This window comes from Bacillus amyloliquefaciens DSM 7 = ATCC 23350, from assembly GCF_000196735.1.
In the GTDB taxonomy this organism is placed as follows: Bacteria; Bacillota; Bacilli; order Bacillales; family Bacillaceae; genus Bacillus; species Bacillus amyloliquefaciens.
The window spans coordinates 343,898-359,298 of the sequence record NC_014551.1; the positions used below are offsets into that span (position 1 = coordinate 343,898).

The window sequence follows — 15,401 nt, forward strand, 5'->3', positions numbered from 1 at the left end:
TTATGAGCAAAAAATCGATTCAAAAGGTGTATGCACTCACACCGATGCAGGAGGGAATGCTGTATCATGCGCTGCTTGATCCGCATTCTACCTCCTACTTCACACAATTAGAGCTTAGGATTCATGGATGCTTTCAGCTTGAGCTTTTTGAAAAAAGCGTCAATGAGCTGATCCGGACATATGACATCCTGCGTACGGTATTCGTGCACCAGCAGCTTCAAAAACCGCGCCAAGTCGTATTGGCGGAGCGGAAGACAAAGGTGCACTATGAAGATATCAGTCAATTAGATGAAGAACGGCAAACCGAATATATAGAGCGCTATAAACGCGATGTGCAGCAGCAGGGTTTTCATCTGGCGAAGGATATTCTCTTTAAAGCGGCGGTATTCAGACTCAGTGAGAAGGAGCTGTATCTCGTCTGGAGCAATCATCATATCGTCATGGACGGCTGGAGTATGGGCGTTTTGATGAAAAGCCTGTTTCAAAACTATGAAGCGCTTCGTGCCGGCCGGCCCGCCGGGGGAAGCCAGGGCAAGCCTTACTCTGACTATATCAAATGGCTCGGAGGACGGGATTATGATGAGGCGGAACAATATTGGAGCAGCCGCTTGGCGGATTTCGAACAGCCGAGTCTGCTCCCGGGCCGTCTGGCATCAGAAAAGAAAGGCTACCAAAATGAAGAATATTCTTTTGTCTGGGATGAAGAGCTGGTCGCGCAAATTCAGCAGACCGCCAACCGGCATCAAGTCACGGGGCCTAACTTGTTTCAGGCCGTTTGGGGCGCGGTGCTCAGCAAATACAACTATACAGACGATGTAGTGTTCGGAACTGTCGTATCAGGCCGTCCTTCAGAAATCAACGGCATTGAAACAATGGCCGGGCTGTTCATCAATACGATTCCCGTCAGAATCAAGATTGACAAAGAAGCATCCTTTTCTGACGTGATGACGGCAGTTCAGAAAAACGCAGTGGAAGCTGAGCGCTATGATTATGTGCCGCTCTATGACATTCAAAAGCGCTCCGCTCTGGACGGCAGCCTCTTGAATCATTTGGTCGCGTTTGAAAATTATCCGCTGGACAAAGAGCTCGAAAACGGGGGCATGGAGGAAAGACTCGGATTTTCCATAAAAGTGGAACATGCTTTTGAGCAGACGAGCTTTGATTTCAATCTCATCGTTTATCCGGGAAAAACGTGGACTGTCAAAATCAAATACAACGGGGCGGCTTTCGCTCATGATGCCATCGAACGAACGGCGCATCATCTGACGCGCATGATGAAAGCGGCGGTCGGAACGCCTGATGCCCCCGTGCGGGATCTCGGCCTTGTTTCAGGCGAGGAAGAACGGCAGATTGTTGAAATATTCAATGATACGAAAACGGAGCTTCCAAAAGAGGAGGCCGTTCACCGTTTGTTTGAAGCACAAGCAAACCGGACGCCTGCAAGCATCGCGATAAAAGAAGATGGACACGAGTGGACTTACCGCGAAGTAAACGAAGCGGCCAACCGTCTGGCGAGACATCTTGTCGGGAACGGACTGGAAAAAGGCCGGACCGCAGCTATTATGAATGACCGGTCTGCGGAAACCGTTATCGGAATGCTTGCCGTCTTAAAAGCAGGGGGCGCATATGTGCCGATTGATCCGGCATTTCCGGAGGACCGTCTCCGCTTCATGGCGGAAGACAGCTCGATTCAGCTCGTGCTGACGGTTCAGGCTTATCAAGAACAAGCGGGCACATTGCAAGTTCCGGTCATCATGCTGGACGAAAGCACGGATGAAAAGGTAAGCGGAACAGACCTGAATCTCCCTTCAGGCGGAAACGATCTGGCGTATATCATGTATACATCCGGATCGACCGGCAAACCGAAAGGCGTCATGATTGAACACAGAAATATCATCAGGCTCGTCAAACATTCGAATTACGTGCCGGTTCATGAAGAAGACCGGATGGCGCAAACGGGAGCCGTCAGCTTTGATGCCGGAACCTTTGAAGTTTTCGGTGCATTGCTGAACGGAGCTTCGCTGCACCCGGTTAAAAAAGAGACGCTGCTTGACGCCGGACAATTCGCTCAATTTCTTAAAGAGCAGCGGATCACGACAATGTGGCTGACATCTCCGCTGTTTAACCAGCTTGCCCAAAAGGATGCCGGTATGTTTAACACGCTCCGGCACCTCATCATCGGCGGGGACGCGCTTGTACCGCATATCGTCAGCAAAGTAAGAAAGGCGTCACCGGAGCTCTCGCTTTGGAACGGCTACGGCCCGACGGAAAATACGACGTTTTCGACCAGTTTTCTCATTGATCAGGACTATGAAGGTTCTGTCCCGATCGGTAAGCCGATCGGAAATTCCACTGCATACATTATGGACGAAAACCGCAATCTTCAGCCGATCGGCGCACCCGGTGAGCTGTGCGTCGGCGGAAGCGGAGTGGCAAGAGGCTATGTGAATCTGCCTGAATTAACGGAGAAACAATTTGTCTGTGATCCATTCAGACCGGATGAAATGATATACCGGACGGGCGACTTGGCGAAGTGGCTTCCGGACGGCACGATCGAGTTTCTCGGCAGAATTGACAATCAAGTAAAAGTCCGCGGTTTCAGAATCGAGCTCGGCGAAATCGAGGCGAAAATCAGCCAGGCGGAGAATGTGACGGAATCTGCCGCTGTGATTCGGAAAAACAAAGCGGACGAAAATGAAATCTGCGCTTACTTTACAGCAGACCAAGCCCTTTCGCCGGAAGACTTGCGCAAAGCGCTTTCGGAATCACTTCCTGAATACATGATTCCCGCGCACTTCATCCAGATGAATCAGTTTCCGCTGACGGCGAACGGAAAAATTGATAAAAAGGCGCTGCCTGAGCCGCAGACTGAAGCCGTTCAAAAAGAATACGAAGCGCCGAAAACGGAAGCGGAGCAGAAACTCGCGGACATTTGGGAAGGCATTCTTGGGGTAAAAGCGGGTGTGACTGACAATTTCTTCACGATTGGCGGACATTCTTTAAAAGCCATGATGATGACCGCTAAAATCCAGGAGCATTTTCAAAAAGAAGTGCCAATCAAAGTGTTATTTGAAAAGCCGACAATCCAGGAGCTTGCGCATTATTTGCAGCATGAGAGCGAGGAGGAGCAGCAGTTTGAACCGATCCGACAAGCGCCTTATCAGAAGCATTATCCTGTTTCCTCAGCACAACGCAGGATGTATATCCTCAATCAGCTTGGGCAGGCCAGCACGAGCTACAACGTCCCTGCTGTACTTTTGCTGGAGGGATCGGTAGACAAAAACCGTCTTGAGGGGGCCATGCAGGCATTAATCAATCGGCATGAGACACTGCGTACATCGTTTGACATGGCGGATGGAGAAGTCGTGCAGACCATTCATAAAAATGTATCATTTGAGCTGGAAACCGCAGAGGTACGGGAAGAAGATGCGGAAGAGCTGACAAAAGCCTTTATCAGACCGTTTGCGCTCAATCGTGCGCCGCTCGTCCGTTCGAAGCTGATCCGGATTGAAGAAGATCGCTATCTTCTGCTGATTGACATGCACCACATTATTACGGACGGCAGCTCAATGGGCATTTTCATCGGTGATCTGGCGAAGCTTTATCAAGGCACGGAGCTTGCGCCGCCAAAGATCCATTATAAAGATTTTTCAGTCTGGCAGCGTGAAAAAGCAAATCTCGATCAGCACGAAGCTTACTGGCTCGATAGGTTCAAAGGCGATCTGCCGGTGCTGGACCTGCCGCTTGATTTCCCGCGTCCTGCCGAGCGCAGTTTTGAAGGGGAACGCGTCATTTTCGGACTTGATAAGCAGGTGACGGCGCAGATTAAGACGTTGCTGGCTGATACGGATACGACGATGTATATGTTCTTGTTAGCCGCTTTTCAAGTGCTGCTCTCCAAATATTCAGGACAGGAAGATATTATAGTCGGATCTCCGGCAGCCGGAAGACAGCATCCTGATCTCCAAGAGGTGCCGGGCATGTTTGTCAACACAGTTGCGCTTCGGTCGCATCCTTCCGGCAAAAAAACGTTCAAGCAATTCCTGGACGAGGTGAAAACGGCGAGTCTGCAAGCTTTTGAGCATCAAAGCTATCCGCTTGAAGAATTAATTGAAAAACTGCCGTTAACGAGGGATACAAGCCGGAGTCCTCTGTTCAGCGTGTTATTTAATATGCAGAACATGGAGATCCCGTCTCTGCGGCTCGGTGATTTGCAGATTTCTTCATATTCCATGCATCATCATGTCGCTAAATTTGATCTTTCTTTAGAAGCGGCTGAACGCGGAGAAGAGGTCGGATTGAGCTTTGATTATGCGAAAGCCTTATTTGCGGATGAAACAATCCGCCGCTGGAGCACTCATTTTGTCAATCTGATTAAAGCCTGTGCCGAAAATCCGGATATTCAGCTGGCTGATGCAAGTCTGCTGTCTGCTTCTGAGCGGGAAGCGCTCCTTTCTGATGAAAAACGTACGGAAGCGGACCTGCCTGAAGGCACTTTTGTTTCGCTGTTTGAACGGCAAGCGCAAAAAACGCCTGATCTCACGGCGGTTGCAGGCGGAACAAGTCTGACATATCGCGAGCTCGATGAACAGTCGAACCGGTTTGCGCGCCACCTACAGTCCTGCGGAGCGGGCAGTGAGGACATCGTTGCCATTATGATGGATCGTTCGGCTGACTTAATTACCGCGATTCTCGGCGTCATGAAAGCCGGGGCTGCGTTTCTCCCGATTGATCCGGAAACGCCTGAAGAGAGAATCCGCTACTCTCTGGAAGACAGCGGGACGAAGCTTCTCGTTGTCAATGAGAGAAATATGACCGCGGCTGCCGTTTATAACGGAAAAACGGTCGTAATGGAAGACGGAGAATGGCGGAATGAAAGCGCTGATCGGCTCGAAACGGAGCCCGGCGCCGGTCAGCTTGCTTATATCATTTATACCTCGGGAACAACGGGCAAACCGAAAGGCGTCCAGCTGGAGCATCGCAATCTGGTCAATTATGTCACATGGTTCAGCCGTGAAGCCGGTCTGACCGAAGCTGACAAATCCGTGCTGCTGTCTTCCTACGCATTTGATCTCGGATACACGGCCCTGTTCCCGATCCTTCAGGCGGGAGGCGAGCTGCACATTGTGCCGAAAGAGACGTACACCGCGCCTGATCAGCTTGGTGAGTATATAGAGAAAAACGGCATTACGTATATGAAGCTGACGCCGTCATTGTTCCATATGATCGTCAATACAGCCCGTTTTGCGGAAGAACGCCGTTTCAGCCCGCTTCGTTTAGTGGTGCTCGGCGGTGAAAAAATCATTACGTCCGATGTCCGCAAGTTTCATGACGTATACGCCCATACGGATTTCATCAATCACTACGGGCCGACGGAAACGACGATCGGCGCCATTGCCGGGCGGATCAATATGGAGCGGCTTGATCAATATGAGCAGCGCCCCGTCATCGGCCGCCCGATCGCAAATACCGGTGCGCTTGTGCTGGACGGATCAATGCAGCTTGTTCCTTCGGGCGCAAGCGGTGAGCTTTATATCACCGGAAAGGGGCTTGCCAGAGGATATCTCCACCGTCCGCAACTGACGGCTGAGAAGTTTCTCCCCAATCCTTTTTCACCGGGCAGCCTGATGTACAAAACGGGAGATGTCGTCCGCAGGCTTTCTGACGGGACGATTGAATTTATCGGCCGTGCGGATGACCAGGTGAAAATCCGGGGCTACCGCATTGAATTAAAAGAGGTTGAAACCGTACTGTTAAGCATAAACGGCATTCAGGAGGCGGTCGTTCTCGCGGTCAGCGAAGGCGGGCTGCCGGAACTGTGCGCGTACTATAAGTCCGACAGCGACCTGAAAGGCTCCGAGCTTCGCAAACGGCTTTCCGAAACACTCCCGTCTCATATGCTTCCGGCCTATTTCGTGCAGGTTGACCATATTCCGCTCACAGCCAACGGAAAAACGGATAAAAACGCTCTTCCGAAACCGGGCGCAAGCCAAACGGCGCAAGCGGCTTCAGCCTTGCCGGAAACGGAGCTGGAAGAGAAGCTGTGCCGCATTTGGCAAAAGACACTCGGTGCGGATTCTCTCGGCATCGACGATAATTTCTTCGATTACGGCGGGCACTCTTTAAAAGGCATGATGCTTCTCGCCAATATTCAGGCTGAACTGGACAAAACGGTTCCGTTAAAAGCGCTGTTCGAACAGCCGACTGTCCGCCAGCTTGCCGTATATATCGAAAAATCGGCGGTATCTGAGGGATATCGGATGATCCGGCCAGCCGGAGCGGCTGACGTGTACCCGTTATCATCCGCCCAAAAACGAATGTACGTCCTGAACCAGCTTGACCGGGACACAATCAGCTACAACATGCCGTCCGTTCTTTTGATGGAAGGAGAAGTCAATATTTCAAGGCTTCAGGAAGCGCTCAATCAGATGATCAATCGCCACGAATCTTTGCGGACGTCTTTTATCGATCAAAAAGGCCGGCCGATGCAGCGGATCGCAGAACAGGCAGACATCGAGCTGCACGTCCTTGAAGCAGCTGATGAAGAGAAAGCCGATCTTATCATTCGGGCATTCATTAAGCCGTTTGATCTGAGTGCGGCTCCGCTCATTCGGGCCGCTCTTGTCAGATTGAATGAAAAGAAACACCTGCTGCTCTTGGATATGCATCATATTATTGCCGACGGCGTGTCCAGAAGCATGCTGGTCAAAGAGCTTGCCCATCTTTACAAAGGCGGAAGTCTGCCGGCGCCGAACCTGCATTATAAAGATTTCGCCGTCTGGCAGAATGAACCTGAGCAGGCCGAACGGATGAAAGAGCATGAGCGTTATTGGCTCTCTGCGTTTTCCGGCGAGCTTCCTGAACTGAATCTGCCGACCGATTTTCCTCGTCCTGCGGTTCAAAGCTTTAAAGGACAATCCGTCCGCTTCAGAGCGGGGGTTGAAACAGAAAAAGCGGTGCGTGAATTAATGGATGCATCGGGAGCGACTCTTCACATGGTGCTTCACGCCGCGTTCCATGTCTTTTTGAGCAAAATCACGGGGCAGCGCGATATTATTATCGGCTCGGTGACCGCCGGAAGAACGAGCGCCGAAGTTCAGCAAATGCCGGGCATGTTTGTCAATACGCTTGCGCTTCGCAATGAAACGCGCAAAGAGCAGACCTTCGCCGAACTGCTCGAACGGGTGAAACAAACCAATCTCGATGCGCTGGCGCATCAGGAATATCCGTTTGAGGATCTGATCGGAAAGCTTGACCTGCCGAGAGATATGAGCCGAAACCCGTTGTTCCAGGTTATGGTGACGACAGAAGATCCGGATAAAGAAACGCTGGAACTGGAGAACCTGCGCATTACCCCGTATGAGTCGAACCAAGGCACAGCGAAATTCGATCTGACGCTTGGCGGCTTTACGGATCAAGAAGGCCTCGGTCTTCAGTTTGAATATGCGACTGATCTGTTTAAGAAAGAAACAATTGAAAAGTGGAGCGCCGGCTTCCTGCGAATTCTGAAGGAAGCGGCAGAAAGCCCTGACAGAAAGCTGCCTGAGCTTTCACTGATCAGCGATGCTGAACAACAAGCCCTTCTTAACGCATGGAAAGGAAAAACGCTTTCCGTGCCGCGGGACAAAACGGTTTACCGTCTCTTTGAAGAAACGGCTGCCCGCCACACAGACCGTCCGGCCGTGGCGTACAACGGCGTGAAATGGATGTACGGCGAGCTGAACGCAAGGGCGAACCGCATTGCGCGCATTCTCATGGATTGCGGTGCCACGGCTGACGAACGGATCGGCATTTTGACGAAACCGTCCTTGGAAATGGCCGCGGGCGTACTCGGCGTCCTGAAAGCGGGAGCGGCATTTGTGCCGATTGATCCGGACTATCCGGAAGAACGTATCAGCTACATTCTGCAGGACAGCGGCGCCAAGCTGCTTCTCACGCAGGAAGCGCTCGATGTGCCGGATGGCTACACCGGAGAAACGATTCTGCTTGACGGCAGCCGCTCGATTCTGAGCCTGCCGCTTGATGAAAATGATGAAGCGAACCCGCAGACGGAAACAACGGCGGATCACCTCGCGTATATGATTTACACGTCGGGAACGACCGGACAGCCGAAGGGTGTCATGGTCGAACACCATGCGCTCGTGAATCTGTGCTTCTGGCACCACGACGCATTCGCCATGACGGCGGACGATAAGAGCGCCAAATATGCGGGCTTCGGTTTTGACGCCTCCATCTGGGAGATGTTCCCGACATGGACCATCGGCGCGGAGCTTCACGTCATTGACGAAGCGATCCGGCTGGATATCACCCGCTTAAATCACTATTTCCAAGAGCACGGCGTGACGATCACCTTCCTGCCGACGCAGCTGGCCGAACAGTTTATGGAGCTGGAAAATAGCTCTCTCCGCATGCTTCTCGTCGGAGGCGACAAGCTGAAGCGGGCGGTGAAACAGCCGTACACGATCGTCAACAACTACGGCCCGACGGAAAACACCGTCGTCGCAACAAGCGGCGTGATCAATCCGGAGGAAGATTCGCTTTCAATCGGACGGGCGATTGCCAATACGAGAGCTTATATTCTCGGCGACGGCGATCAGGTGCAGCCGGAAGGCATTGCCGGTGAATTGTGCGTGGCAGGCCGCGGGCTTGCGCGCGGATACCTGAACCGTGAAGAAGAAACGGCGAAGCGGTTTACCGCCGATCCGTTTGTGCCCGGCGAGCGCATGTACCGGACCGGCGACCTCGTCAAATGGAACACGCAGTGCGGCATCGAATACATCGGCCGCATCGACCAGCAGGTCAAAGTGCGCGGCTACCGGATCGAGCTTTCAGAAATTGAAGTCCGCCTCGCCCAGCTTGCGGGAGTTCATGACGCAGCCGTGACAGCGGTGGAAGACAAAGCGGGCAATACCGCGCTTTGCGCCTATGTCGCGCCTCAGCAGACGGACATCGAAGCGCTCAAAGCGGCGTTGAAAGATACCCTTCCTGACTACATGGTGCCGGCGTTCTGGGTGGAGATGGACGAGCTTCCGGTCACCGCAAACGGAAAGATTGACAAAAAAGCCCTGCCGTCGCCGGACATTGAAGCGGGAAGCGCCGCGTACAAAGCGCCGGAAACGGAAATGGAGACGCTGCTTTCTGACATTTGGCAGGAAGTGCTCGGCCTTGAACAGATCGGCGTAAGCGATAATTTCTTCACGCTCGGCGGCGACTCGATCAAAGGCATTCAAATGGCGAGCCGCCTGAACCAGCACGGCTACAAGCTGGAGATGAAGGATCTCTTCCAGCACCCGACCATCGAAGAACTCGTCTCCTATGTGGAGCGGACGGAAGGCAAGCAGGCCGACCAGGGCCCTGTCGAAGGCGAAGCGGACTTAACGCCGATCCAGCGCTGGTTCTTTGAGAAAAACTTTACGGACAAACACCACTGGAACCAGTCCGTTATGCTTCATGCGAAAGACGGCTTTGATCCGGTACTGGTGGAAAAAACGCTGCAAGCATTGATCGAACATCACGATGCACTTCGCATGGTCTACCGTGAAGAAAGGGAAGGCGTCATTCAGACATACCTGCCTGTCAGTGAATGCAAGACAAGCTTTGAAATCGTTGACCTGTTTGGAACTGACGAGGATATGCTGAAAAGCCAGATCCAGCGGCTTGCCGATCATCTTCAGGGCAGTCTTGATCTGCGGAACGGTCCGCTGCTAAAAGCAGAGCAATACCGGACAGAACAAGGCGATCACCTTTTAATCGCGATTCACCATCTCGTCGTGGACGGGGTGTCGTGGAGAATTCTGCTTGAGGATTTTGCTTCAGGCTATAAACAGGCACAGCAGCAAAACAGCATCGTTTTCCCGCAGAAAACCCACTCCTTCAAAGATTGGGCGGAGGCGCTGCACACGTTTGCGCAGTCAGATGAGCTGAAGAAGCAGGCGGATTATTGGGCGCGGGCAGATGCGGAACAGCTGCCGCGGCTGCCGAAAGACCGTGATACGAAAAAACGGCTCGTCAAGCATACGGCGGCCGTGAAATGTGAACTGACTGAGGAAGAAACGGCACAGCTGCTCACGGATGTTCACCATCCGTACGGAACGGAAATCAACGACATTCTGCTCAGCGCGCTCGGCTTAACGATCGGTGAATGGACGGAAAACGGTAAAGTCGGCATCAACTTAGAAGGGCACGGCCGGGAAGAAATCATACCGAATGTCAATATTTCACGTACGGTCGGCTGGTTTACGGCCCAATATCCTCTGATTCTGCAGGTCAGCAAGGAGGACGGCGTCTCCTCTGTCATTAAAACGGTAAAAGAGACGGTGAGGCGCGTTCCTGATAAAGGCGTCGGCTACGGAATTCTTCGATATCTGTCACCAGATGAAACAGAAAGAAGTTTCACGCCAGAAATCAGTTTTAACTACTTAGGGCAGTTTGACAATGAGGTGAAAACCGAATGGTTTGAGCCGTCTCCATATGATATGGGACGTCAGGTCAGCGAAGAGTCAGAAGCGTTATACGCATTGAGCTTCAGCGGTATGATCACCGGCGGCCGCTTCGTCATTTCCTGCTCATACAATCAGGAGGAATATGAAAGAAGCACCGTTGAAACACAGATAGAACGATTTAAAGACAATCTCTTAATGATCATCCGCCATTGCACGGCCAAAGAGGAGAAAGAATTTACGCCGAGCGATTTCAGCGCGAAGGATCTTGAGATGGATGAAATGGGAGACATCTTTGACATGCTTGAGGAGAATTTAACGTGATAAAAACAGATAACAGAAGGGGGGAGCGGAGCAGATGAGCCAATTCAGCAAGGATCAAGTTCAGGATATGTATTATTTGTCGCCGATGCAGGAGGGAATGCTGTTTCATACTCTCCTGAATCCCGGCCAAAGCTTTTACATCGAACAAATGACAATGAAAGTAAAAGGTGATTTTTCCGTCAGGATGCTGGAAGAAAGCATGAACGTCATTGTGGACCGGTACGATATTTTTCGTACCGTGTTCATCCATGAAAAAGTCAAACGCCCGGTGCAGGTCGTCCTGAAAAAAAGAACTTTTCATATTGACGAAATCGATCTGACACATCTTTCTGAAAGCGAACAGATGACCGCCATCAATGAGTATAAAGAGAAAGATAAGGTGAAAGGATTCCAGCTGACCCGTGACATTCCGATGCGTGCCGCCGTCTTCAAAAAAGCGGATAAGCGCTATGAATGGGTATGGAGCTATCACCATATTCTGCTTGACGGCTGGTGCTTCGGCGTCGTCGTTCAAGACTTATTTCAAGTTTATAATGCTTTAAGAGAAAACAAGCCTTACAGTTTAAAACCGGTCAAGCCTTATAAAGAGTATATTAAATGGCTGGAAAAACAGGACAAGCAGGCATCACTCAGCTACTGGGGCGGCTATTTGGCAGATTTCGAGGGTCAGACGACGTTCGCCGAGCAAAGGAACAAACAGAAAGCCGAATATCAGCCGAAGGAACTGCTTTTCTCCCTGCCCGAAGCGGAAACAAAAGCGTTCACGGAGCTCGCCAAATCACAGCATACGACTCTCAGTACGGCGCTTCAAGCCGTCTGGAGCCTGATACTGGGCCGCTATCAGCGCACGGATGATGTCATGTTCGGTACAGTCGTGTCCGGACGTCCCGCGGATATTAAAGGCGTTGAGCATATGGTCGGACTGTTTATCAATGTTGTGCCGAAGCGGGTCCGTCTCACTGACGGCATGAATTTCAAAGATTTGCTCAGACATCTTCAGGAGCAGTCGCTGGAGTCAGAGCCGCATCAATATGTCCCGCTTTATGACATACAAAGCCAGGCTTCCCAGCAGAAACTGATTGACCATATCATCGTCTTTGAAAACTATCCGCTTCAAGACGCTGACAGCAAAGAAGCACGGCAGAACGGGTTTGAAATGGAAGATGTCCACGTCTTTGAAAAATCAAACTACGATCTGAATGTCATGGCGTCGCCGGGTGAACAAATGCTGATCAAGCTGGCTTACAACGAAAGTGTTTTTGACGAAGCGTTTATCAGCAGGCTGAAATCGCAATTGCTGACAGCCATCAGCTATATCGTACAGCATCCGGAAGCGCCCCTGCATACGGTGAATATCATAGATGAGGCTGAAGAGAAACGGCTTGTCACAGACCTTAATCCGTCCCGTCTGTCTGCCGAGGCGAAAAAGCTGACGGATTGGTTCCGTCAGGCGGCTGAAGCAAATCCTGACGCGCCGGCAGTAACAGCCGGAGAAACAACGCTGACTTACCGGGAACTTCATGAAGAATCAAACCGTCTCGCGCACCGTTTACAAAAACAAGGAATCGGAAAAGGATCAGTAGCCGCTTTGTTTGTAAAGCGTTCTTGTGAGATGGCCGCAGGAATTCTCGGCATTTTAAAAGCGGGCGCGGCATACCTGCCGATCGATCCGGAGTACCCGGAAGACCGGATCGCCTACATGCTTGAAGACAGCAAAGCCGGCTGCATCGTGACGCATCAAGCGCTGTATGCGGAAGCTGAGAAGCTGCCAAATGCGGGAAGCCTGATGTGCATTGACGGAGAAGACGGGCTTGATGCCCCTTCTGATGAACCGGAAGCATCCGGCGGCGCCGATATGCCGGCATATATCATGTACACGTCAGGAACAACGGGCAAACCGAAGGGCAATGTGACCACACATGCCAATATTCAAAGAATCGCCAAACACACAAACTATATCAGCATATCCGAAACGGATACGGTGCTCTCTCTTTCCAACTATGCCTTTGACGGTTTCACCTTCGATTTTTACGGATCGCTTTTAAACGGAGCAAGGCTCGTCATTGCGGATAAGGACACCATTTTGAATACTGAAAAGCTGACTGAGCTGATCGTTTCAGAAGGCATCACCGTCATGTTTGTCACAACCGCGCTGTTTAATGTGCTGACAGACGCGGGTGGCGAGTGGATGAAAGGGCTCCGGCATATCCTATTCGGCGGAGAACGCGCTTCCGCGGCCCATGTCAGAAAAGCGCTCCGCATCATGGGGCCGGGCAGACTCATTCACGTGTACGGGCCGACTGAAGTGACCGTGTTCGCAACGGCTCATACCATTCATGACATTCCTGAATCCATGTCGGCTGTCCCGATCGGCAGGCCGCTGAATGAAACGGGCGCTTACATTCTCACGGAAACAGGGCGGCTGCAGCCATTCGGAGCGGTCGGTGAATTGACGCTGACCGGAATGGGTGTGTCAAACGGCTATCTCAACCGGGAAGATTTGACGAAGCAAAAATTCATCCCGAATCCATTCAAGCCCGGTGAGCGCCTATACCGCACGGGCGACTTGGCGCGCTGGCTCCCGGACGGCACGATTGAATTTGCCGGCCGTATTGACGATCAAGTCAAAATCCGCGGACACCGTATTGAACTTGAAGAAATTGAAAAGCAGATCCAAGCGTATCAAGGTATTAAAGAAGCTGTTGCAGCCGTCAGCCGCAATGAATCGGGAGACGCTTACATTGATGCATACCTCGTATGCAGCGCTGAAATTGACACGAACGGGCTTGAAGTCTTTTTAAGCAGACAGCTTCCGGCATACATGGTGCCCCAATCGTTCACGATCCTTGAGAAACTCCCGCTCACGCCAAACGGCAAGGTGAACAAACGCCTGCTGCCGAAAGCAGAGCCGAAGCAGCGGACAGACAAAGACCAGACGCCGCCGCGCAACGAAACGGAAGAACGCATCGCCCGCATTTGGGCCGAGGTGCTCGGAACAGAATCAATCGGGATTCATGATGACTTCTTCGCACTCGGAGGCCATTCTTTAAAAGCGATGACCGCGGCGTCACGCATTAAAAAAGAGCTCGGTACGGACATCCCGGTGAAGCTGTTATTCGAAGCGCCGACAATCGCGGGCATTGCCGATTTTCTGCTTCACGGTGAAGAAAAAGGAATGAAAGATCTCACAATCATGAATAAAGATCAGTCTGACACACTGTTTGCATTTCCGCCGGTTCTCGGTTACGGGCTGATGTACCAGCCGCTGGCAAAACAGCTGTCCGGCTGCAGAATCTGTGCGTTCGATTTCATCGAGGAAGACAACCGTATCGACCGATACACTGAGCTGATCAATCAGCTTCAGCCGGAAGGGCCCATCAAGCTGTTCGGATACTCGGCAGGCTGCACGCTCGCCTTTGAAACCGCCAAACGGCTTGAAGCCGAAGGCCGTGAAGTGGAGCGGCTGATCATGGTGGATTCCTATAAAAAACAAGGCGTCAGCGACTTGGATGGCCGCACCGTAGAAAGTGATGTTCAGGCGCTGATGAAGGTGAACCGGGACAATGAAGCGCTGAATAACGAAGCCGTCAAAGAAGGGCTCGCCAAAAAAACAAACGCATTTTATTCTTATTTCGTGCACACCGTCAGCACCGGCACGGTCAACGCGGATATAGATCTTTTAACATCAGAACCGGACTTTGCGATGCCGCCGTGGCTCGCTTCGTGGGAGGAAGCCACGACAGGTGAATACCGTGTGAAAAAAGGCTGCGGCACTCACGCAGAAATGCTTCAGGGAGATTGTCTCGAAAGGAATGCGGCACATTTGCTCGAATTCCTAAGGAATGAACATCTGAAGCTGACAACTTCACGATAGAAAAGGAGGAAGCCGCTAATGGTCCAGCTCTTTAAATCGTTCGATACGACAGAAAAAACGCAGCTCATCTGTTTTCCGTTCGCAGGAGGCTATTCCGCATCATTCCGCCCGCTCCACACCTATCTTCAGGGTGAGTGTGAGATGCTTGCCGCGGAACCGCCGGGACACGGAACAAATCAAATGTCCGCCGTTGAAGATTTTGAGCAGCTCGTCAGCTTGTACAAGCAGGAGTTGAATCTCAGTCCTGACCGCCCGTTTGTGCTGTTCGGCCACAGTATGGGGGGCATGGTCGCTTTCAGGCTGGCGCAAAAGCTGGAGCGGGAAGGCATTTACCCGCAGGCCGTGATCATCTCAGCCATCCAGCCGCCGCATGCGGAAAGGAAAAAAGTTTCTCATCTTGATGATGAAAAATTTCTCGCCCATATTATCGAGCTTGGCGGAATGCCGCAGGAGTTAGTGGAAAATAAGGAGGTCATGTCATTTTTCCTGCCTTCTTTCAGATCCGACTACCGCGCGCTTGAAAGCTTCCGCCCGTCTGATTCTCACATCATTCAATCACCCGTCCATATTTTTAATGGGCGGAAGGATCATAAATGTATCAGAGATGCGGACGGATGGAAAAAATGGGCCGCAAATCCCATATTCCATGAGTTTTCGGACGGCCACATGTTCATTTTAAGTGAAACTGAAAAAGTGGCGGAACGAATTTATGAGATTATTAACAGGAGCACTGCAGGCCAATTGTTATAAAATGTGACAGACAG

The 15,401-nt window shown here is 51.6% G+C and carries 3 protein-coding genes; all 3 read left to right on the forward strand.

Translation table 11 applies throughout. The features are described from left to right. The first annotated feature begins 2 nt into the window (after positions 1 to 2). Genes srfAB through srfAD form a run of 3 tightly spaced genes read left to right on the forward strand, consistent with a single transcriptional unit; the run spans position 3 to position 15,387 of the window. Entirely contained in the window at positions 3 to 10,763 is a 10,761-nt protein-coding gene (gene srfAB, locus BAMF_RS41715) for a surfactin non-ribosomal peptide synthetase SrfAB (protein ID WP_013350973.1), read from the forward strand. Positions 10,764 to 10,797: 34 nt separating this feature from the next. After that, a complete protein-coding gene (locus BAMF_RS22015; protein ID WP_013350974.1) occupies positions 10,798 to 14,637 on the forward strand; it encodes a non-ribosomal peptide synthetase in 3,840 nt (1,279 codons plus the stop codon). Between the two features lie 18 nt (positions 14,638 to 14,655). Continuing rightward, positions 14,656 to 15,387, forward strand: a complete 732-nt coding sequence (gene srfAD / locus BAMF_RS22020; protein WP_013350975.1) for a surfactin biosynthesis thioesterase SrfAD — start codon at positions 14,656 to 14,658, stop codon at positions 15,385 to 15,387. Positions 15,388 to 15,401: the final 14 nt, after the last annotated feature.

Excerpts from the sequence above, each read along its gene's own strand:
- srfAB (WP_013350973.1), top strand. The coding sequence starts at position 3 with ATGAGCAAAAAATCGATTCAAAAGGTGTATGCACTCACACCGATGCAG.
- BAMF_RS22015 (WP_013350974.1), top strand. The coding sequence starts at position 10,798 with ATGAGCCAATTCAGCAAGGATCAAGTTCAGGATATGTATTATTTGTCG.
- srfAD (WP_013350975.1), top strand. The coding sequence starts at position 14,656 with ATGGTCCAGCTCTTTAAATCGTTCGATACGACAGAAAAAACGCAGCTC.